At 67.9% G+C, this 22,461-nt stretch carries 14 protein-coding genes; 6 read left to right on the forward strand and 8 right to left on the reverse strand.

Translation table 11 applies throughout. The features are described 5' to 3' along the window. Nucleotides 1–9: 9 nt before the first annotated feature. Nucleotides 10–1,962: a S9 family peptidase gene (locus JQT59_RS14500; protein WP_213576717.1), complete on the forward strand. Its 1,953-nt coding sequence runs from the start codon at nucleotides 10–12 to the stop codon at nucleotides 1,960–1,962. A gap of 12 nt (nucleotides 1,963–1,974) precedes the next feature. Here the strand turns inward: JQT59_RS14500 and JQT59_RS14505 are convergent, their stop codons facing one another. From JQT59_RS14505 to JQT59_RS14515, 3 genes are all read right to left on the reverse strand, one after another. Continuing rightward, nucleotides 1,975–2,328: a hypothetical protein gene (locus JQT59_RS14505; RefSeq protein WP_213576718.1), complete on the reverse strand. Its 354-nt coding sequence runs from the start codon at nucleotides 2,326–2,328 to the stop codon at nucleotides 1,975–1,977. Then, on the reverse strand, nucleotides 2,325–2,564 hold the full coding sequence (locus JQT59_RS14510; RefSeq protein ID WP_109332862.1) for a metallothionein: 240 nt from the start codon (nucleotides 2,562–2,564) through the stop codon (nucleotides 2,325–2,327). The genes JQT59_RS14505 and JQT59_RS14510 overlap by 4 nt, the downstream gene beginning before the upstream one ends. 128 nt (nucleotides 2,565–2,692) lie before the next feature. Beyond that, a complete protein-coding gene (locus tag JQT59_RS14515; protein ID WP_213576719.1) occupies nucleotides 2,693–5,965 on the reverse strand; it encodes a (Fe-S)-binding protein in 3,273 nt (1,090 codons plus the stop codon). A gap of 649 nt (nucleotides 5,966–6,614) precedes the next feature. Between JQT59_RS14515 and JQT59_RS14520 the strand changes: the two genes are divergently transcribed. From JQT59_RS14520 to JQT59_RS14535, 4 genes are all read left to right on the forward strand, one after another. Continuing rightward, nucleotides 6,615–7,049, forward strand: a complete 435-nt coding sequence (locus JQT59_RS14520; RefSeq protein WP_213576720.1) for a hypothetical protein — start codon at nucleotides 6,615–6,617, stop codon at nucleotides 7,047–7,049. Nucleotides 7,050–7,349: 300 nt separating this feature from the next. Then, a complete protein-coding gene (locus JQT59_RS14525; protein ID WP_213576721.1) occupies nucleotides 7,350–8,033 on the forward strand; it encodes a DUF8020 domain-containing protein in 684 nt (227 codons plus the stop codon). A gap of 169 nt (nucleotides 8,034–8,202) precedes the next feature. After that, a complete protein-coding gene (locus JQT59_RS14530) occupies nucleotides 8,203–8,952 on the forward strand; it encodes a DUF8020 domain-containing protein (protein ID WP_213576722.1) in 750 nt (249 codons plus the stop codon). Continuing rightward, entirely contained in the window at nucleotides 8,949–9,644 is a 696-nt protein-coding gene (locus JQT59_RS14535; protein ID WP_213576723.1) for a DUF8020 domain-containing protein, read from the forward strand. The genes JQT59_RS14530 and JQT59_RS14535 overlap by 4 nt, the downstream gene beginning before the upstream one ends. A 134-nt stretch (nucleotides 9,645–9,778) precedes the next feature. Here JQT59_RS14535 and JQT59_RS14540 read toward each other — a convergent pair whose 3' ends face one another. From JQT59_RS14540 to JQT59_RS14560, 5 genes are all read right to left on the reverse strand, one after another. Further along, on the reverse strand, nucleotides 9,779–11,089 hold the full coding sequence (locus JQT59_RS14540; protein WP_213576724.1) for a S1 family peptidase: 1,311 nt from the start codon (nucleotides 11,087–11,089) through the stop codon (nucleotides 9,779–9,781). Between the two features lie 250 nt (nucleotides 11,090–11,339). Then, entirely contained in the window at nucleotides 11,340–12,659 is a 1,320-nt protein-coding gene (locus tag JQT59_RS14545; RefSeq protein ID WP_213576725.1) for a S1 family peptidase, read from the reverse strand. 112 nt (nucleotides 12,660–12,771) lie between these two features. Then, nucleotides 12,772–13,914 (reverse strand): hypothetical protein, encoded by a 1,143-nt coding sequence (locus JQT59_RS14550; protein WP_213576726.1) that lies wholly within the window; start codon nucleotides 13,912–13,914, stop codon nucleotides 12,772–12,774. Nucleotides 13,915–14,084: 170 nt separating this feature from the next. Further along, nucleotides 14,085–16,046 (reverse strand): LuxR C-terminal-related transcriptional regulator, encoded by a 1,962-nt coding sequence (locus tag JQT59_RS14555; protein ID WP_213576727.1) that lies wholly within the window; start codon nucleotides 16,044–16,046, stop codon nucleotides 14,085–14,087. A 9-nt stretch (nucleotides 16,047–16,055) separates the two neighbouring features. After that, nucleotides 16,056–17,864 carry an Hsp70 family protein gene (locus tag JQT59_RS14560; protein ID WP_213576728.1) on the reverse strand — a complete coding sequence of 603 codons (1,809 nt, stop codon included), beginning with the start codon at nucleotides 17,862–17,864 and terminating at the stop codon, nucleotides 16,056–16,058. 410 nt (nucleotides 17,865–18,274) lie between these two features. On the opposite strand from JQT59_RS14560, the gene JQT59_RS14565 reads away from it, so the two are divergent. Next, nucleotides 18,275–22,240 (forward strand): IniB N-terminal domain-containing protein, encoded by a 3,966-nt coding sequence (locus JQT59_RS14565; RefSeq protein ID WP_213576729.1) that lies wholly within the window; start codon nucleotides 18,275–18,277, stop codon nucleotides 22,238–22,240. The last annotated feature ends 221 nt before the right edge of the window (nucleotides 22,241–22,461 follow it).

Here is a 22,461-nt window from a genome sequence, read left to right on the forward strand (position 1 = left end):
CCTCGGCCAATGACTTCTGCGCCCTACGGATCCTGGCCCTCTCCGATCGCGGCGGCGGACCTCGCGTCCAGCGGCCACCCCGTGGAGGGCGGCCGGTACGTCGGTGACGACGTGTGGTGGTCGGAGCTGCGCCCCAGCGAAGGTGGGCGTGTGGCCGTGCGCCGTCTCGGCCTGGACGACGAGCCGGAGGACGTGCTGCCTGCCCCGTGGAACGCGCGGACACGGGTACACGAATACGGCGGTGGCGCCTGGACGGTGACCGACTCCGGCCATCTCGTGTTCGCCGAGTTCGGTGATCAACGGCTCTACCTCCTCGAAGGTGCGACGCCCGTACCCCTGACCCCTGTTCCGCCGCACCCGTGCTCCTTGCGTTACGGCGACCTGTCGGTCGTCGACGGAGCGGTGTGGGCGGTGCGGGAAATGCACGACACCGAGGGCGGCGTCACCCGCGACATCTGCGTCGTTCCTCTGGACGGGTCGGGCGCGGACGACCCCGACCGTGTTCGGTCGGTCGTGGCCGGGTCCGACTTCCTCGCGTATCCGCGACTGTCTCCCGACCGACGCCACCTCGCGTGGATCGCGTGGAACCACCCTCAGATGCCCTGGGACGGTACCGAGCTCAGGGTTGCGGACCTTGCGGGTGGCCGCGTGGTCGGCGAGGTGAGGACACTTCTCGGCGGACCCGAGGAATCGGTGCTGCAGCCCGAATGGGTGGGAGTGGACGAGCTCCACGTGGTGAGCGACCGCAGTGGTTGGTGGAACATGTACCGCCTCGGCGCCGACGGTGCGGACCCCGTGGCGCTGTGCCCGATGAACGCAGATTTCGGTGGTCCGCTGTGGATGCTGGGCGCGCGCTGGCACACCCGACATGAAGACGGCACTCTGCTCACCGTCCGTACCTTCGGGACCGACACCCTGGCGGTGCTCGATCCGGACACGGGCTCCCTGACGGACATCCCCCTCGAGGGTCTCACCACGGTCGGCTTGTCCGACCGCAAGGGAAATCGCCTATTGCTGCTCACGGGGGGCGCGAAAGCTCCGTCGGGCCTACGCGAGCTCGACCTCGACACCGGGGCACTCCGCACCGTCCGCCTGTCCGTCACCGAGCTCCCCGAGGCCGCGTACCTCCCCGAGGCGCAGCAGCTGACCTTCCAGGGTCCCGAGAGGGAGGTGCACGTGATCGCCTACCCGCCACGTCACCCGCTGTACAGCGGCATGGACGGCGAGCTGCCGCCGTACGTGGCGTTCGTACACGGCGGGCCCACCTCCCGCGTGACACCGACCCTCAATCCGGTGTTCGCGTTCTTCACCAGCCGCGGAATCGGCGTCGTCGATGTGAACTACGGCGGGTCTACCGGATACGGGCGTGAGTACCGGAACCGGCTCCGAGGCCAGTGGGGTGTGGTCGACGTCGACGACGTGGTCACGGCGGTGACCGGTCTGGCCGACGCCGGACTGGCGGATCCGCGCAGGCTCGCCATCGAGGGTGGTTCCGCCGGCGGCTGGACCGTGCTGGCGGCGCTGACCACCTCCGACGTGTTCGCCTGCGGCGCATCCTATTACGGTGTGGCCGAGCTCGACGGTTTCGTCAAGGAGACACACGACTTCGAGTCCCGGTACATCGACGGGTTGATCGGACCGCTCCCCGAATCGGCCGACCTCTACGCCGAGCGTGCTCCCCTGAACAACGTCGACGGACTGAACTGCCCGGTCCTGCTGCTCCAGGGACTCGACGACCCGATCGTCCCGCCATCGCAGGCGGAGCGATTCCGGGATGCGCTCGTCGCCAAGGGCATACCCCACGCCTACCTCGCGTACGAGGGCGAGGCGCACGGGTTCCGGAGACTCGCCACCTTGATCAGTTCGCGCAACGCAGAGCTCTCGTTCTACGGTCAGGTGCTCGGATTCGAACCGCCCGACATTCCGCGTCTCGAACTCTGGCGTCCGGACGCAGAACAGTAAGACTGCAACCGGTCAGACGTCGAGCAGGGCGCGCGACGACGCGGCGGCATAGATCAGCATGAGCACGAACAACATCCAGCCGGCGCCCTGCCAGACGAACCATCTGCCCCCGGCACGCCACACCTGATAGGTGCGGACGAAGGCCGTGACACCGCCGAGCAGCAGCACGAGAGGAGGGCCGAAGACGAGAAGGTACTTTTCGTCTCCGGCACACTCCATCATCGAGTCCGTGCAGCCCCCGGCTTGCGTCGACATCCACACGAGTGCCACCACCATTGTCAGTAGAGCGGCACCGAGTACCGACAACGTGAATGTGACAGCACTTCGAAGGGTGCGATCGGTGTCTCGACTTTCGTCCGTCGTCATCGAGCGACCCGATCGACCGGCTCGCTGTGTCCTGCGGCGCCCGCGCAATGGGCGCAACAGAACATCACTTCCTCTACCTCGACGCCGTGACCGATGATGCGGCACCCGCAATGCGAGCATTCGGGTGCCATCGCCGAGATCGCGCACTCGAAGCTGTCGAAGGTGGCGGATCGATCGCCCCGGGTCACCGTGAATGTTTTGTCGTACTCGTTTCCGCAGGTCTCACACGTGGCCATGTCGACTCCTTCCTCGCGGACACGAGAGTCGGTTACCCCCGGTCGCTGACGCGAATCAGGCGGTCACACCGCGAAACCAGCGCCCCCACCGTTTCCGGTGGGGGCGCTGGTTGTCGTGCTGAGTGGAGCTAGCTCTTGCGACCCGGTGCCTTGGCTCCGGACTTGAAGCCGAGCCCACCCGGCTTCGCCTTCGGCGGTGCCGGCGTCTGGCCGTTCGATCCGTCACCGTTCGACGCCGAATCCTGGGCTGTATCGACGGCATCGACCTTCGTCGCTGTCGTCTTCACGGCTTCAGCCTCGGACGCTGCGGCGGTGTCCGCCTCGCCTGCCGGTTGCTGGGGAGCAGCGGCCTGGGGAGCCGCTGCCCGACGGGCGCCCGGCGCCTTGGCGCCGCCCTTGAAACCGAGGCCGCCGGCCTTCGGAGCCGGGGGAGCCTTCGGCGCTTCGGTGGCAGGTGCCTCGGCCGTGGCAGGTGCCTCGGCGGTCGACGGTGCCTCGGGTTCGGCAGCCGGTGCCGGTGCGGAATCGGCCGTCGGAGCGGCGTCGGCCTTGGCGCCGGGCGCCTTCGCCTTGCCCTTCATCTGCAGACCCTTGCCGCCCGGTGCCTTGGCTCCGGAGGCGAGTCCCAGTCCCTTCGGCTTGGGTGCCTCGGCTGCGGCAGGTGCCTCGGAGGTCGGGGCTGACTCGGCGGGAGCTTCGGACGACGCCGAAGAGCCGGCAGCGGGAGCAGAGGCCTTGGCACCGGGGGCCTTTCCAGCACCCTTCATCTGCAGACCCTTGCCACCGGGAGCCTTGGCCCCGCCGGCAAGTCCGAGGCCCTTGGGCTTCGGAGCCTCTGCGGCAGGTGCCTCGGCGCTCTCGGCCGCCGGCGCTGCGGTCTTCTTCGCGCCGGGCGCCTTGGCGCCGCCTGCCATGCCAAGCCCCTTGCCGGGAGCTTTCGCCCCGGGAGCCTTGGCCCCGGGAGCCTTCGCACCAGGTGCTGCGGCGCCGGGCGCCTTGGCCAGGCCCTTCATCGCCAAGCCCTTACCGGCGGGAGCCTGCTTGGCGGCCGGAGAGTCGGCCGCCTCCTCGATCTCCTGGACCCGCTCCTTCTCGACGACCTCGGCCTTCGCCTCGTCCTTCACCGGCTCCACCGGCTTCTGCGGCTCGGCCGGCTTCTCACGAGGGATCACCTTGATGTTCTCGGCCAGCTTGTCCGCGTCGAGACGCGTGATGGACGACAACATCAGCTGGGCGACGTCCACGACCTCGACGCCTTCGCCCTGACCGGACTCCTGGCGCGCGGTGACACCGTCGTTGAGCATGACCCGGCAGAACGGGCAGCCGGTCGCGATCTTGGTGGTTGCGGTGCTCAGCGCCTCGTCCACCCGGTCGACGTTGATGCGCTTGCCGATGTTCTCTTCCATCCACATGCGGGCACCACCGGCACCACAGCACATCGAACGCTCGCCGTGCCGCGGCATCTCCTTCAGCTTCGCGCCAGACGCCTCCATGAGTTCACGCGGGGCGTCGTACACCTTGTTGTGACGGCCGAGGAAGCAGGGGTCGTGGTAGGTGACGTCCTCGCCGACCGAGGCGACGGGGATCAGCTTCTTCTGTCGGACCAGGCGGTTGAGCAGCTGAGTGTGGTGAACCACCTCGTACTGTCCACCGACCTGTGGGTACTCGTTGCCCAGGGCGTTGAAGCAGTGGGCGCAGGTGACGACGATCTTGCGCTTGTTCTGCTCGACGCCGTCGAACACCGAATTCAGCGTTTCGATGTTCTGCATGGCCAGCTGCTGGAACAGGAACTCATTGCCCGCACGCCGGGCGGAGTCGCCGGTGCAGGTTTCCTCGGCGCCGAGAACCATGAACTTGACGCCCGCCGTGGCAAGCAATTCGGCAACGGCCTTCGTGGTCTTCTTCGCGCGGTCCTCGTAGGCGCCGGCGCAGCCAACCCAGAACAGGTACTCGTAGTCCTCGAAACTGTCCGCATCCTGGCCGTAGACCGGGATGTCGAAGTCCATCTCGCTGATCCAGTTGAGACGGTCCTTGGCGTTCTGACCCCAGGGATTGCCCTTGTTCTCGAGGTTCTTGAAGAGTCCGGCGAGCTCGGAGGGGAACTCCGACTCGATCAGCACCTGGTAACGGCGCATGTCGATGATGTGATCGACGTGCTCGATGTCCACCGGGCACTGCTCGACACACGCACCGCAGTTGGTGCACGACCACAAAACCTCGGAGTCGATGACCGGCGCCAACTCGCCCTCGACGGTCTCGCCGACAAGCTTGCGCTCCGCCTCACGGCGGGCACTCTCCGGGATGGCGGAGAGCTTCGCCTCGTCCACGCCGCCGTCGCCGTCGACCAGCCCGATCTCGTCGCCGCCCATGTCCTTGCGGCCACCGGCCAGCAGGTACGGGGCCTTCGCCGACCCGTGGTCGCGCAGCGACGTGATGAGGAGCTTCGGCGACAGCGGCTTGCCGGTGTTCCAGGCGGGGCACTGCGACTGGCAGCGGCCGCACTCGGTGCAGGTGCTGAAGTCGAGCCAGCCCTTCCACGAGAAGTCCTCGATGTTGCCGGCGCCGAACGTGTCGTTGTCGGGATCGGCATCCTCCATGTTGATCGGCTTGCCGCCGGACATCATGGGCTTGGCCGCACCGAGGGCGACGCCGCCGTCGTCCTCACGCTTGAAGTAAATGTTGAAGAAGGCCGCGAACCGGTGCCAGGCGACACCCCAGGTGATATTGCGGCCGACGATGTACAGCCAGATCATGCCCGACATCAGCTTGACGAAGGCGAAGACCGCCACCAGGTTGGGGCTCGCGGGCAGCAGTTTTGCCAGGTTCATCGTGAAGAAGTCGGTCCACGCGTTGGCATGCCCGTAAGTGGCGATCTTCCCGGCCTTGACGAAGATCATGCCGAGACCCTCGATGAGGACGACCGCCTCGACGAAGTACGCCGCGCGGAAGTTCGAGCCCGCGAAGCGGGACAGCCGCTCCGGCCTGCGCGGGTGGTTGAGCTGCCGGATCACGATCAGGGTGGTGATACCGATGACCGTGCCGAGGCCCAGGACCTCGTCGATGAAGTGGTAGACGGCGGTGTTACCGACGAGCGGCCAGTGGAAAGCCGGGTCGAAGGTCTGGCCGTAAGCCTCGAACCAGACGACCGCGCCCAGCATGAACCCGACCATGACCAGCCAGTGGGCCCAGCCGACCGTGCGGAACTTGGCCATGCGGGTGTGGGCGATGAACTCGACGCACATCTGCTTGAAGCGGGGAAGGAAGGGTCGCCAGCGGTCGGGTGCCGGTTGACCCAGCCGGACGATGCTCACCGTCTTCAGCACGCCACCGATGAAGGCGAACCAACACACGAGGCTCAACAGCACGCCGATGGTGCCCAACGTGATCGTCAGGGCATTCATGTCGCGGCCTTTCGTTTCAGGGCGGCGCGGGGGCCACCACGGGAATGCTCAAGATCGTAACCCGTCGTAAGTTACCCGTCAGTAACACTAACATCCTACTGACCGGTAACCAGAGTTTTTCGACGGTCTACCAGCATCGTCGGGGTATCCAATCGGCCTGAGAGGAAGCACCGACCGGACGTAACTGAAAGTCACGTTAGGTGGTCGAAAAGTGACCCCGCTCCCAAGGTCGTCCTAACTTCACTTTCCAGGCGTGCGGCAATGTGGACTCGCTAGGCCTCCTGCGGGAACATCACCGGGCGGCCGCTGTCACGGAGGCGATGCGATGGCGTTGCAATCGAATAACAATTGCTGCAGTTTGGTTGGGGCTTTCGGGCGGAGTTCCATCGATCGGCGGCTCTTGTCATTCGACTGAATTACGAAACACCGGTCATTACCCGTCGGTAACATGGAACCGGTAACGCGTTTCCTTTTTTGAACGTTCCGGTCGTGACTGCGCTGTTACTCTGAGCGTGTTTTCCGGCTCTGCTCAGGGTCGTGCGGGGAGGGCTCAGCGCGCAATCCGATCCAGAATACGGTTCTCCAGAACACGATTTTCCAGAACACGGTTTTCCAGAACTTCATCGGGACGTTCCTGAAAGAGGCATCCATGATCGTGAGAAAAGCTGTAGCCACAGCGGGAATGACGGCACTGGCCATCGTTTCAGCTGCTGGAGTTTCCCAGGCGGAACCCGTTGCGGTGCCCGCTTCCCCGCCGGTGTCGAGCGCACCGGCAGTGTCGTCGCTACCGTTCCACGACGTCGCCTCCCGGGAGGAGAACGACCGGGCCTTCGCCCAGTTCGGTACTCAGGTCGGTATCGCGGTTACCGTCGGGAGCTTGGTCGGGACCATCGCTGGCGCTGGAATTGGTTGTGTAGCAACGTTACCCGCGTGCCTTCCTGGTCTAGTGACCGGTGCCGGGATTGGTGGAGTGGTCGGGACTATCGTCGCCGGTGGTCCGACGCTGGGTGTGAGCGCCTATCAACTGTGGGAGACGTACAACGCCGCTCCTGGCACCTCCATCTACGCGGACCGCGACGAGTAGTCCCGGTCTCCCTGCTTCACCCCGTCGTGGCTCGTTCACGGCGGGGCTGTTCGCTGCCCGGGCTCGGAGAGCTGCTCCACAACGAAACCATCTCCCGGTCTGTTTGCTGGAGATTATCTGGATGCGCGCTCGGTAAATGGCGACTGGCCGGGTTTCCATTCTCGTGAATGGTCGTCGGTCCCTACTCGGTATCGGCATTATCGGATTGCACGAATTTATCGAATAGTGCCTCAATTGGGATCTGTCACAGGCGCACGTTACTGTTCTTTATGGATGGGGTTGAAACTCTAAGGGGATGGAATGAAGTTGCGTCGTTTCGTTACGACATCGGCTCTATTGGTTGGTGTCCTGGCGACGGGCTCAGGGGTAGCGGTCGCGGACCCGGCAGAATCTCGCGACGATATCGGGTACGAGGCGCACATCGAGGACCGTGCCGTCGTGACCACACTCGATGCCGGCGTGTTCGAGCTCTCCTCGGACGGGGAGTCGGTCGCGATCAAGGATGCAGGCGGGGCGACCGTAGTGTCGCTTCCTCTCGCGTACCGCTTTGATGGGCTCGAGTTTCCGTTCGAGGAGGAGATCACCGAAGACGGTAAGACGCTCCGACTGACACCGAGCGTCGACAAGGCCGAAGCCACGCCCGTCGCTCCCGACGACCGGATCGAGGCCATCGCGCTGCACGACGTCGCTTCGATCGACGAGAACACCCGAGCTCAATCGGCCTTTCAGCAGCAACTGGGAATTGCCACCACGGTCGGGAGTCTCGGCGGCACGATCGTCGGCGGAATCCTCGGATTCGCCGTCGGATGCGCTATCGGCACTCCCGTCGCGGTGTTCGGATGCCTCCCGTTCGGTGTCACCGGAGCCGGAATCGGCGCCATCATCGGCACCATTGTCGTCGGGGGTCCCACGCTGGTAGTCGCGGGCATCGATCTGATCAACACGCTGAACGCGCCTCCCGGCACCACGAAGTGGGTGAAGTAGGAGGCGTCCGTCCCCTCTTCTCGCCGCCCGCCCCCGTTACCTGGAGGGCGGGCGGTTCCCGTTTCGGTGAGTGAGCTCAATCACACCTGCTGAGCCGACTAGCGGATCTGGGGAATGCTTAGGCTACCCTTCGTGCGTCCCATCGCTGCGCTCATTGAAACGGATCTCGATGATTCTTCGAAGGTTTACCGCCACTTCCATGCTCGTCGTCGCGGCGATGGCCCTGGCAGCTGCGCCGTCGGCCGCCGAGCCCGCGCCGGGACCGGCGCCGGCCGCGCAGCAGGGCGTCCCGAACATCAACTACCAGACCGCGCGCGACGGAGACGCGGCTGTAGCAACCATCGACGCGGGGTTCTTCTCGATCAACGCCGCGAACGACACGGTCGACGTGGTCGATGACGGGGGCGCCGTGGTGGCCTCCATTCCGACCTTCTTCCGGGTCGACGACCTGCAGCACCCGTTCGAGGTTGCCGTCGACCACTCCGCCAAGGTCCTTCGGCTGGTCCCCAACATGGATCCCGCGGCCGCGACCCCCGTTCCTGTCGCGGAACGACTGACTCTGAACGATGTCGCCGCGCCGCAAGACAAGGCTGAGCGCGACAAGCGGGCGCTCGACGACTTCCAGCAGCAATTGGGAATCACGACGGCTATCACGGCCATCGTCGCGGCGATCATCGGTGGTGGCATCGGCTGCGCGATCGGCGTCATCCCGGGCACGGCCGGCCTGGTGATTCCCTTCCTCGGACTGGCCGGCCCGGTTGCCGGATGCATCGGCGGTGCCCTGATCGTCGCGCCCGTGGTCGCACTCGCCGGCACCATCGTGGTGGGCGGTGGCGCCCTCGTCGTGCTCGGGATTCAGTACTTCAACACGATCAACAGCCCCTTCGTTCCCCCCGCCGCTCCGGCTCCGGCCGCATGAGCGGCCGTTTCGCCGGTTCTCTGCGCACCGTCACCAGCGGCGCGATCCTGGTCGTGGCAGCGCTCGCGATCTCGGCAGGAACCACACACGCGGCGCCGGCTCCGACCGCCGACTCCCCGGACATCGGGTACGCGGCCCACGCCGAGGGCGCATCCGTCGTCACCTCCATCGACGCGGGAACGTTCCGCATCACCGACTCCGAGGACGCGGTGGAGGTGGTGGACGACGGTGGAACCGTCGTCGCCGCGCTTCCGCTCACCATCCGTGTGGGGGAGGCGGTCTATCCGATCGATGTCGACCTCGCGGAGCGGACCCTGCGTCTCACGCCCCGCGTCCCGGCTGATGTCGCGCAGTCGCTGAAGTCCGTGGCCGACGAGGGTTTCGACACGCAGGACGAACGCGATGACAAGGCACTGGCCGACTTCAACAGTTACCTCGGATACGCCACCCTGATCGGTGGCCTGATCTTCGGCGTCGTCTTCGGGGTCGTGGGTCTGGTCGTGGGCTGCGGGCTCTTCGCGGTGACACTCGTCGGCGCACCGGTCGGCTGCCTCGGCGGCCTGATGGCAGGTTTCGCCGCTGGTGGCCTCGTCGGAACCATCGTCGTGGGTGGCGCCGCTCTCGCGATCCTCGGCATCCAGTACCTCGTGACCGTCAACACGCCCTTCGTGCCGCCTGCGCCGACCGCCTGAATCACCGCGACCGACCGTCGGAAAAGATACGACGCGAGGTCCCGCTGGACGGCCAGTCCCCACGATTCTCGACATACGACTACGGCCCGCCTCCTCGAGGAGACGGGCCGTAGTCGTATGTCTGGTGCCGAGTGTTACGACGTGCGCACGCGCAGACCCGGGTTCTCCGCGAGGATCGTATTGATCGGGGTGGCGAACAACTCGGGACTTTCGCCGAGGACGAAGGTGACGACGTCCGCGACCTGGCACACGGGGTACTGGCCCACGTTAGAGGCGCTGGAGATGCCCAAGGCCTGAGTGCCGGTGACGATGGTGCCACCGCTGTCGCCCTGCAACGCGCACATGCTCGTCGAGAAGCTGTCTGCCAGGGTGCGTTCACCCACCGTGACGGTCTGGCCGACGGCCTTCACCACACCGCAGGTGTAGCCGGTGGTGAGACCGGACTTGCAGACGGGAGCACCGACGACGGGGTCGGCTGTTCCGGTGATCGCCAGAGGAGCGGCGCCGGGTACCCGGACACCGTTGTTCTCGAATCGGTGCGCAGCGCCCGCGTCGGCACGGATGATCGCGTAATCGTGGATGTCGAGACTCGTCTTGGCGAAGGTGCCCACACGCGGACCCGTCCCGCCCGGGGCGAGCGCGAACGCCTCGGACGCGTCGGCGGTACCGGCGGCGGCGAGGTTGGGGTCGCAGTGTCCGGCCGTGATGTTCACCGGTCCACCCGAGTTGTCGGTGCCGTTGAAACCGAGCGAGCAGCGCAGACCGATGCCACCACCCAGCGACCCGTAGGCGTCACCGCCCAGCAGGGAGTCGGCGGGCATGACCTCTGCGATCGGTGCGAGGTCGGTGGACGGCTGCGGGGCAGCAGTGGCCGGTGACTGCACCACCCGTGCCCCCTGCAGGAAGTCGGGAAGCTGCAAGCCACCTGCGTTGTCGGCGCGAAGTACCAAGCCGTTGTTGACGATGTCGATGGTGACACCGCGAACGAGGTCGGCGACCGCGGGCGGTTGCGTGTCGAGCCAGCCGTCGAGGGTCTTCAGCTGCGCCTGCAGGCTGCTCTCACTCTGGGCCACGTCCTTGACCTGGAAGCCGGCCTCATGGGCGGCGGCCACCGCGGCATCCTTGTCGGCGCCGTCGGCCACACCGACGATGGCGTTGCCTGCGTCATCGAGCCAGGTACCGGCGAAGGCGTCCGGGAACTGGATGCGGGTGATCTTGGCGAACTCGGCGAGTTTCTGGCCCAGCTCCGCATGCTCCAGGTACTGGTCCGGGCTCAACGCGAGGTCACGCTGGATCGCGTCGATCAGTTCGACCGGAAGCGCCGCAGCTTGATCGGAGACTTCGGGTTCGACCGGATCAGCCTGGGCGGAGGCGGTCACGGGACCGAGGAGCAGCAGCGCTGCCGAGCCGAACACGGCGGCACGACGTGCGATGGAGCTACGCATAGGGGCCTTTCTCAGTTCGTTTGTTCGCAGGCGCTCGCGGCGCATACGAATACGGCCCCCGCGGGTGGGGCCGTACACAGTCGGAGTCGACTATATGGGTTCCGGCCGTCTAATCCCACCTGTAACACTGTCGGCTGCGGCCGATCGGCCGACGGGCACACACACAATCCGACTCGAGCCCCGGACCGCGAAAACGACCTCGCCCGGCATCCGAGTGACGGATACCGGGCGAGGTGGAAGTACAGCGGAACTAGTCGGCGTTGGTGCGGACCTGCAGGCCGGAACCCGCTGCCGCGACGATGTCTGCCACCGGTATCCCGAGGTTGGCCGTACCGCCCTCGGGGGCCAGGACCAGGTTGGCCTCCGTGCAGTTCGGCGCCCCACTGGCGTTGGATCCACTCGTGATTCCCAGAGCAAGCGTTCCGGTGACGATTGCACCGCCACTGTCACCGGCGAGCGTGCAGGCGGTGCCGGCGAACCCGTTGATCACACGATTGCTGCCATCCGCCATGAACAGCTGCGTCTCGACGTGGTCGGCGGCCACCACACCACACGTGAAGGACGACGTCTGTCCCGACTTGCAGATCGGGGCACCCACGACGGGCCGGGCAGTGCCCGTGATCTGCAGTGCGGTGCCGTTCGCGCCGCGGATCGCGGGACGGTCGAGGCCGGCCTGAACGCCGGCGTCGTTGAGCTTGATGAGCGAGTAGTCCAGCTTGTCGGCGGGGTTACCCACAGAGGAGTGGGAGAACGCTCCGATCTGCTGGCTGTCGTCGACGTTCTGGTGATTCGGGAGGAATACGGGGGACGGCTGGCCTTCCGCAGGATTGCAGTGGCCTGCGCTGATGTTGTACGACTGACCGCTGTCGTCCACTCCGTTGAAACCGAGGGAGCACACGGAAATCTCGCCGATCGGCGTCTTCGGAAGTTCACCCACCGTCGTGATGTAGGTGTCGCCGCCGAGGGGGCCCCTCTCGACCGGACCGCCGCCGGGACTCAGCATGACCTTGACGTTGGCGAGGAGAGTCGGCAGGTTGAGCGCCTGACCGATGGGTGAATTGACGACGTCGATGACGACGCGGTTCTCGAGTACGTCGATCGACGCGGAGTTGATCTGCGAGGCGACATCCTTGGGGAGGCCCGCGATCCAGCCGTTCACGTCGGAAAGAGTCTTCTCGAGGCCGTTCGCGGAGACCGGCGCGATGCGCGTCGTATACCCGGCCTCAGCCGCCTTCGCGGCAGCCTCCGTGGTGGTGACCGCAACGACGGGCTGTCCGTCGAGCCCGATCCAGGCACCTGCGAAGCCGTCCGGGTGCTCGGCTCGGAAATCCTCGGCGTAACTACCCAGCTCCTGAGCCTTCGCGGCGCGGTCGAGGTACTCCTGCGGGCTGATCTTCAGATCGCGGGTGATCGCTTCGACGAGTTCGGCCGGCAACGCGTCCGCACTCAGCTGAGTTGTGCTGTCGGGCTGCGTAACGGGGTCTGCCTGGGCGGCGGTCGAGAACGGAAAGAGGAGAAGCATCGCCGAGGCGCCTACTACAGCGGCGCGGTGCGCCAGCACGTTACGCATGAAATCCCTTCTGCACGGAACCCGATGTCGAGGGATTCCTTCTGGGTGGGTATCAGCGCCCCACCTTAGGCTACGAACGCATAAACATGTCGGTGAGGTGTGACCGAAGCCTCTACTCGGCCGCTCCCGCCACCGTCGTGGTCGTGGTCGTCGTCGTGACCGACTCCGTCGACGTCTCCGTCGTAGTCGGTGTGGTCGTAGTCGGCGCCGTGGTCACCGTCGTCGGTGCCGTCGTCGTCGTCACGATGGTGACGGGCGGAAGCGTGATAACCGCCGGCGGCGGGGGCGGTGGCACGAACTGTGACGTCGTCGCCACCGGTGTCGGCTCGACCGCCGTATACGGAGGCGGGGCGACGTCGGTGGTCGCCGGCACTTCCTCGGAAACCGCAGTGGGAAATACGACCGGCGCCTTCACCGCCGTCGTTGTCGACGACGGCAGCAGCGACGCGGTCTGGGCGTCCTGGATGGCGGGAACGGCCGTGCTGCCGGTGTCGGTGAGGGCGAAGGCCACCGCACCACCGATGGCGATCAGTGCGGCCGCGGCGGCACCGACGAAGATCAACGGTCTGCGGGTGGTGCGCTTCGCGGCGGGTACCGGCGGGGTGAAGCCGGTCGGTACAGCGGCCGGCCCGGTGGCGACCGACGGGTCCGCGGCCGAACCTGCGACGACCGGCGCGGCGACGACAGCGGGCACATCCGCGACGGCGGAGTACGCGGTGTGCACGGGAGGTGCGATCACCGGGATCGACTCCGTGTCGGCCTGGGTGTCGTCGGGAGTCAATGCCAAGCCGGCGGCAAGCAGGGCCGCGCCGTGGGCCGGGGACTCGTCCGAGGCGGCCAGCGCCACCGACTCTGCGACGAGGGTCGCCTCCTGCAGCCCCATGTAGTCGAGGGATTCGCGGAGCTTCGTCACCGTGTCCGCGGCCCAGTCCGACGGATGAGTGGCGGTCACCTTCACCGTCCCCGTCAGCCCCTCGGCCGCCTCGCGGAAGAGACAGAACATGGCGGTGGCGACGAGATCTTCCGCCCGGGTGAGCGTGCCCGCGTACTCGATCCCGGCAGGCTCGCCGACTCGGGCGAGGAAATCCTGCACCGACCCCGTCGACTCCGTACCGGGGTCACCGAGCTGCACTGTGCCGTCCGGTGCCGTGAACAGGACGGACGGATGCTCGATCGTTCTCACATCGGTGCCCGAGGCGGTCACCACCGCAGTGGAGACCGAATGGCCGACGGTGAGTCCGACTCCGGTGGTCATCGCAGATCCTTACTGGGCGCACGGTCGTGGGTGCGTCACCGCACCATTCTTTGGGTGCGTCACCGCACTAGTACATGAGGTGCGTCACCGCACTATTACATGAGGTGCGTCACCGCACCACTGCACAGTGTGTCGCCCGACGAGGTCGAATGGTTACACCGCTCCCGGCGTCAGGAGCGTGCGGTGTCCGACGTGGTCCCATGTCCCATGGCCCGCAGCATCGACAGCAGCTCCGACCGCGACTCGGCGCCGAGGCGCCGCCGAATCCGTGCCACGTGATGTTCGATCGTCTTGGCGGAGATGTACAACCGGCTTCCGATCTCCCTGTATGTCAGGCCCTGGACGAGCAGCTCGGCCACCTCGGCTTCGCGGTCGGTGAGGGTGCCCGGGGCACTCGGACCGGCAACTGTTGCGGGCTCCGCGCCCGTCGCTGTCGCTGCCGGCTGGCGGAGGGCCCGCGCCACCTGGAGCAACGCGGTGGCCACTCTGGTGTCGGAGGCGCGCAGCGCGGCCTCTCCGGCCAGGCGCGCACCATCCCAGGGAAGTCCGATCCGGTCGAGGATCCGGGCAGCGTCCTCGACGGCTGCGACATCGATATCCCCCTGCAGCACCCGCAACCAGGCCCGCCCGGCACCGGCGAGGCCGGCGGCGTAGGCGCTGACCTTCGAGGCTTCACCGAGGGCCCGCGCGTGCGGGATCAGATCGGCGGGGCATTCGGCCAGGATCGAGGCCTGGACGCCGTACCAGTGCAGGGCCGACGCCCACATGGCGGGTTCGCCGAGAGTGCGTACCAGCGACTGCGCGTTTTCGACCAGATGGGTGATGCGGGCCGCCTCGCCCACCCGGATCGACGTCAACCACAGCTCACCGAGGGGTAGCAAGCTCAAGAGGTCCACCGAATACTCGGCGAGAACCCCCTGCGCTCCGGCCCACGCCTGCAACAGTGCGGCGTTGTCACCGGTCCGCCGTGCCAAACCGACCCGCAGGCCGTGGACGAACAGAAGATCACGCTGGTGCATGGTGTCGACGTCGAGCGAATCGAGCCGGGCCTGCGCCGACGGGAGGTCACCGCGCACCATGGACGTCCACGCCGTCAGGAGGTGGTGTCGATTCGCGGTGACACTTCCGGGCCGGTCGCTCTCCCGGGCACGAGCGAGCACGGCTTCCGCGTGGGCGAGTTCACCGCAATGGAGGGCGGCCAGAGCCGTGATCGCGGCTGGGGAGTCGGGCAGCACGCGGGGCCGCGCGGCGCGGCCCGGCAACGACAGCGCTCGGGTGAGGGAGTTCAGTGCCGCATTCGCGGAACCGGTCACCGAGTGCACGAGCCCGGTTGCGACGAGGGCGGCACCGGCGGTGGTGGCCGTCGGAGGCGCACCGGCGCTCGCGGCGAGGACGGATTGCGCCTCGTCGAGCCGGCCGGCGACGACCAGAACGGAGGCGGCGACGGAGGCGTCCGAACCCACCCGGCTCGGGCCCAGCCAGGCGTACAACTCGGCACTGCGGTCGATCATCCCGCAGTAGGCGGCTCCGGCGGCCGACACGCGCACGGCAGCAGCCAGATCCGCATCACTGACGGAGGCAGACCGCTCGAGAACCGAATCGGCCAGACCCACGGCCGTGTCGAGGTCACCACTGAGGGCGCAGGCCTCCGCGTAACCGAGAACGGCGGCGTCGTCGAGCCGGCCGACGCGTTCGGCGTCGCCGTACAGCGACACCGCCTCGGCCGGATCGGCCAGTTCTGCTCGGCTGCAGAGGAACTCGGACAATTCGCTACTGCGGACACCCGTCTTGGCCACTGCCCGGGCGACGGGGAGGGTGAGCGTACCCGCGGCGACATGATGGGTGAGCAGGCGGCGAGCCAACGCGTGTACGCGGTTCTCGCCGAGGACACCGGCGAGACGGCGGCGATGCGGCTCGACGAGGGTGTCACGGTCGTCGACGAAACCGTCCGCGCGCAACACCTCGATCACACTGCGTGCGGAGTCGGGTTCTATGCCGAGGACGGCGGCGACCACGATCTCGTCGGGGTCGCTCCCGAGCAGCAGCAATCCGAGTACCGACAGCTGGGAAGCATCGAGCGACGCGAGGTCGCGGTGGGTGGCGGGTGCAGGCGACGGAGGTCGTGTGGACACCGGCGGTCCCTATCCGCCGTTGCCGGATGGAAAGTTGGGCACAGGTAATTGCTGAGGCGCCGTCGGTATGTACCCTCCGACGATCTGCGCTCCCTCTATGAAGGAATTCGCGATTTCGCCGCCGTCCGGCTGGACAGGAACAGGTGCCGGCGCGGGGGCCGGCGCGGGAGCGGGAGCCGGTGCCGGTGCCGGTGCCGGCGCAGGGGCAGGGGCAGGGGCAGGGGCAGGTGCGACGGGCTGAGCGCCGGGGGCGGCCGGGACGGGGGCCGGTCCGACCGGTGCCGGCGCAGCCGGGGCTCCGGGTGCTGCTACCGGAGTGGCGACACCAGCGGCGGTTCCGGGCACGCCCGTCGCCGCGACACCGGCTGCTGCACCGGGATCTGCCGCTGCCGACGTGCCGGGGGCGGCCGCCTCGGCGGGGGTGCCGGAGGTCGTCGCCGAGCCGCCCGAGGTGCTCGACAACTGGGAGGTGGCCGAGTCCGACTCGGTCGTCGGGGCGGTCAACGCGGTGCCGAGCGAGAGCCCGCCGGCGCCGAGTAGCACGATCGCCGCCGCGGACGCCGCGATGATGCCGGCCTTCTTCTTCCTGGACATTCCAGTGGGTAGGGGATCGGCGAGGACCGGTGCCGGTGTTCGTGGTGTGAAGGCGACGGTCTCGGCGTCGGAGTCGACGTGAGCGACCGGAACTGCCGCAGCGGCGGGCGCGGCGACGGGCACGCCTGCAGGCATCCGGGCGACGGTCGGGGCGGCGGCGCGTCCGGCATTGCGCTCGCCCGCGAGTAGGGCCGCACCGAGCGCGGCGGTGTGCGCCGGACGTTCCGCGGCGATCACCGGGACGCGCAGTTCCGCGGACAACAGCTCGGCGACCAGCGGAATGGCGGCACTTCCCCCGGTGAGCACCACCTGGGTGATGTCGCTGGACTCGAGGCCGGCAGCATGGATGCTCTCGCGGACGAGCGTCACCGATTCCTGAAGTGGTTCGCCGATGAGGTCCTCGAGCTCGGAACGCACCAGCCGCACGTCCGTGGAGACTCCGGGAAGCTCGATACTGATAGTGGCCTCCGTGTCGGAGGAAAGAGCCTCTTTCGCGGCGGTGCAGCGCGCGCGCAGCAAGGTCAGTGCGGCCACGGTGTCCGGAGCGAACGGATCGATGTCCCCGAACTGCTCGGCGACGTTACCCAGTACGTACTGCATGGTGGCGTGGTCGAAATGTGCGCCACCGAAGTCTTCGGAGCGGACCGGCTTACCGAGCACACCGGCACCCTCACCGTTCTCGGTGGAACGGAACAAGGTGATGTCGAGGGAGGTGCCGCCGAGGTCGTAGATCACGGTCACCGCGTCGCGGAGCGTGCCACGGGTTCTCTCGAGCCATGCCGTCACGGCCTGCGCTTCGGATACCAGGGTGGCGTCCGCGACACCGGCTTGTTCCAGCGCCGACGCCAGCACACCGACCGTGTACGGCGACCAGACAGTGGGGTGGGTGACCACCGTGGTCGGCATCCCGTGTCTGCCCGATGCGGCTTCGTGCACGATGCAGCTGACCGCCGTGGCGACGAGGTCCTCGCCGGAGTAGGTCGAGCCGTCGTCGGCGAGTATCCCCACCGGATCCCCGACACGGTTCGCGAAATCGGAGACCGCGATGGCGTCCGGCTCCTCAGGATCGGTGCCGAGGACCGGTGCCCGATCGGGGGAGAGGTGGAGAATGCTGGCCCGTGACAGGACGGTGAGGTCCGAGGCCTCCGCAACACCCGTCCCGTCCGCGTCGACTGCGGCCACCGTATTGACCGATCCGACACCGATGCCGAGCGCTGCAGCCATGTTCCACTCCTGTGGTCCGGGCGGGCGGGCGCCGCCGTGTCATCTGGACGGCACCGCCGCCGTGTCATCTGGACGGCACCGCCGCCGTGTCCATTAGACGGCACCGCCGTCGTGTTCTCAGACGGCACCGTCGTCGTGTCGTTACCCGGCTTGTCGCGTGCAATGGCTGTTTCGTTACGTCGACAGTGCAGGTCGCCGCACATGACGGGGACGATCCCCTAACGGCCCCCTACCCCCTAACGAGGTGCCGGTTCCCCCCGAGGGGGCATCCCCGATCGAGGGTGCGGGAGTGGGGGGCCGCTCCCCGTTGGGAAGGGGGCCGCCGATCCATAACGTGGGTTTCACTCGCCGTCACAGCTGTTGTGGTGGCCACCCGAACTCCCCGATCCTCGACCACAGGAGAGATTGCCATGGCTACCAACGCCGTCCTCGAGTTCATCCTCGGCCTTCTTCGCGACGAGCAGGCTGCTGCCGCTTACTGCGCCAACCCGACGGACGCACTGTGCGCCGCAGGCCTCGAGGGTGTGACCCACGCCGACATCGTGTCCGTCGCCCCGATGGTGGCCGAGTCCGGACTGTTCGCGGGCGGCGGAGCCGACCTGGCTGCCATCGTCAACGCCGGCACCGGCGTCGTCGGTGACGTCGCCGGTGGGATCGGTGCCGGAATCGGCGGTGGCCTGGGCGGTGGCCTCGGACTCGGTGGCGGACTCGGCGGTGCAGTAGGCGTCGGAGCGGGTGCCGGCCTCGGCCTCGGCGCCGGTCTCGGCGGCGACTTCGACTTCGCGGCAGAACTGACCGCAGCCTTGAGCGCGGCACTCGGTGCGGCGCTCGAGATCGGGGGCGAGATCGGTGCGCAGCTCGGTGCTGCACTCGGTGCGGCACTCGACGCTGCGCTGTCTCTCACCGGTGGCCTCGACCTCGGTAGCGCCCTCGACATCGGCGGCGTCATCAGCGGTGCACTCGACGGCTTCCTCGGCCTCGGCGGCGAGATCACGGCCCAGCTCGCCGCTGCTCTGACGGCAGCTGTCTCCGCGGTCCCGGCAATCGATCTGACCGGTGGACTGACCGCGATCCTCGCTCCGGCGCTGGCCATCGGCGGCGACCTGGGTGCCGAGGTGGGTGCTGCCCTCGGCGCGGTTCTCGGTGTGGTCGGTGACGTGAGCGGCGACCTCGGCGGTGACATCCTCGCCGGCATCGGCGGTGGACTGGACCTCGGTGGCGCACTCGGCTCGACGCTCGGTGGTGTGCTCGGAGTGGACGCCGGTCTCGGTGGCGCTCTCGGCGCGGCACTCGATGCTGCGATCGGTGCGGGCGGCGGCCTCGGCGCGACGCTCGAAGGCCTGCTGGGTGGCGATCTGCTCGGTGATGTGGCGGGTTCGCTCGACGGTGTGCTCGGTGCGGATCTCGGTGGTGTGCTCGGTGGCGCGCTGGGTGGGGTTCTCGGTGCCGGTGGTGACCTCGGTGCGGATCTCGGTGGTGCGCTCGGTGCGACTCTCGGTTCGATCGCCGATCTCGGTGGTGGCCTGGACCTGGACGCGGTTCTGGCTGCGGAGGGTGGTCTCGGTGCGGTTCTCGGTGGTCTGCTGGGCGGCGAGCTCGGTGTCGGTGGCGATCTGACCGCTGGCCTGGGTACCGCCTTGGAGGCGGTTCTCGGTGCCGGTGGCGGGTTGGACCTCGGTGCGGTTCTCGGTGCGGATGGTGACCTCGGTGGTGCGTTGAGCGGTCTGCTCGGTGGTGTGCTGGGTGCCGGTGGCGATGTCAGTGCCGATCTCGGTGGTGCGCTGGGTGGTCTGCTCGGTGGCGCCCTGGATCTCGAGGGTGGTCTCGGTGGCGCCTTGTCGGCTGCGCTGGAGAGCGGTCTGGGACTCGATGCCGCGCTCGGCACGGTCCTCGGTGGGGCGCTCGGGCTCGACGGTGGCCTGGCCACCGAGTTGGGCAGCACCCTCGAAGCGGTATTGGGTGCCGGTGGTGTGACGGATATCGACCTCGGCGGCCTGCTGGGTGGCGATCTGCTCGGTGATGTGGCCGGTTCGCTCGACGGTGTGCTCGGTGCGGATCTCGGTGGTGTGCTCGGTGGCGCGCTGGGTGGGGTTCTCGGTGCCGGTGGTGACCTCGGTGCGGATCTCGGTGGTGCGCTCGGTGCGACTCTCGGTTCGATCGCCGATCTCGGTGGTGGCCTGGACCTGGACGCGGTTCTGGGTGCGGAGGGTGGTCTCGGTGCGGTTCTCGGTGGTCTGCTGGGCGGCGAGCTCGGTGTCGGTGGCGATCTGACCGCTGGCCTGGGTACCGCCTTGGAGGCGGTTCTCGGTGCCGGTGGCGGGTTGGACCTCGGTGCGGTTCTCGGTGCGGATGGTGACCTCGGTGGTGCGTTGAGCGGTCTGCTCGGTGGTGTGCTGGGTGCCGGTGGCGATGTCAGTGCCGATCTCGGTGGTGCGCTGGGTGGTCTGCTCGGTGGCGCCCTGGATCTCGAGGGTGGTCTCGGTGGCGCCTTGTCGGCTGCGCTGGAGAGCGGTCTGGGACTCGATGCCGCGCTCGGCACGGTCCTCGGTGGGGCGCTCGGGCTCGACGGTGGCCTGGCCACCGAGTTGGGCAGCACCCTCGAAGCGGTATTGGGTGCCGGTGGTGTGACGGACATCGACCTCGGCGGCCTGCTGGGTGGCGATCTGGGTCTCGGACTCGGTGGTGACCTCGGACTCGGTGGCGAACTGACTTCCGAGCTGACGACGGCGCTCAGCGGTGCCCTCGGATTGGGCGGCGAGGCCGGTGCGGATCTCGGAGCCGTTCTGGGCGGTGCCCTGGAGAGCGGTCTCGGACTCGGCGGCATCCTCGAAGGCGGTGCGGATCTCGGAACCACAATCAGCAGTGCACTCGGTGGGGCCCTCGGAGTCGACGGTGACGCCACCGCCGGCCTCGGCGCAGCCCTCGATGCGGCGCTCGGAGCCGGTGGCGGGGTCGACCTCGATGCGGTGACCGATCTCGGTGGTCTGCTCGGCGGCGCCTTCGGTGTCGGTGGCGGCGCAGGAGCCGATCTGGGTGCAGCTCTCGGCGGCGTCCTCGGTGGCGCACTCGAAACCGGCGGCGCTCTGGACCTCGACACCGTCCTCGGTGGCGAAGGAAGCATCGGTAGCACTCTCGGTACCGCTCTCGGTGGTGTCCTCGGGGCCGACGGTGACCTCAGCGCCACGCTCGGCTCCGCATTGGAGACCGCTCTCGAGGCCGGCGGTGGACTCGATCTCGACTCGGCTCTCGATGCCGACCTCGGACTCGGTGCTGGTGCCGGTGTGGGCGGGGCCCTGGACGGTGCTCTCGACGCGGGTACCGACCTCGCGGGCGGCCTGACCGGCGGCATCGACGGCGCCCTCGGTGGACTGATCGACGCAGGTAGTGAGCTGACGGGCAACGTCGGTGGAGCTGTCGGCGGCGGTGTCGCCGGTGGTGCGGAGACCGCGGCGGGCATCGGTGCCGGAGTGGCGGCCGGTGTCGGTGCGGTCGCCGACGCGGGCGCCGACCTCGGCGGCAACCTCGGAACCAACCTGGTCGGCGGTCTGGAGACGGCCGGTGGCCTCGGCGCCGGTCTGACGAGCGGCCTCACCGGCGGTCTCGGCGGAATCTTCGATACCGGCGCAGGCCTGGGCACCGCGGTGACCGGAACTGTCGACGGTGCCGTCGACGCGGTCGGCGAAGCAGGTGCCACGGTCGGTGCCGTGGCCGACGCAGGCGCGAACGTCGACGCCAACCTCGGCGGTGCGCTCGACACCGCGGCGAACCTCGGCGGAACCGTCGAAGGCGCGCTGGACACGGCGGCGAACGTCGGTGGAACCCTCGGTGGCACGGTGGACGCCGCGACCGGAATCGGTGGCGACGTCGCCGGTGGAATCGAAGGCAGCGTGGACAGCGCGGTCGACGCCACCGCAGGTATCACCGGTGGCCTCGACGCCACCACCGATGCGGTGACCGACCTCGGTGCCGGACTGTCGGGTGGCGTGGGTGGCCTCGGTTCGCTCGGCACCTCGGTCGGTGGAGCCCTCGACGGAGCTGTCGATGGTGCCGCCGGAGTGGGCGGTGCGATCGACGGTGGCGCTTCGGCCGGTGGATCGGCCGAAGCGGACGCGACCACGGGCGGTTCGGCCGACATCGGAGCGGTCGGCGGGGCTGTGGCCGACACCACCGGTGAGATCGGCGGCGGCCTCGAGTCGACGCTGGGCGGCACTGTCGATGCGGGTTCCAACGCCTGGTCCTCGATCGACGCCCAGGACGCCTTCGGTGCGGAGTCGAGCCTGACCGGTGATTCGGAAGGCTCCCTGTTTGCCGACACCGACTCCTCGGTGGCACCCACGCAGCACGTCACGGACGTTGTCGATCACTTCGAACCGTGATGAGACGGCGGTTCCGGCATCCCCCAGACGGGGCGGCCGGAACCGCCGTACGATGTAACGAAATCAGCCCCGGACGCGTTATGCGGTCGGGGCTGATTCCACAGTCGGGTGTACGTGTACCGAAGTTCGGTGCGCGCACGAGGTCGGAAGAATTGCGGGTCAACGGAACTCATGGACAGTGCAGCCGCTAGAAGCAGTGCCGCCAAGCACAGTGCCGCCGA

This window comes from Rhodococcus sp. USK13, from assembly GCF_018343855.1.
GTDB lineage: Bacteria > Actinomycetota > Actinomycetes > Mycobacteriales > Mycobacteriaceae > Rhodococcus_F > Rhodococcus_F oxybenzonivorans.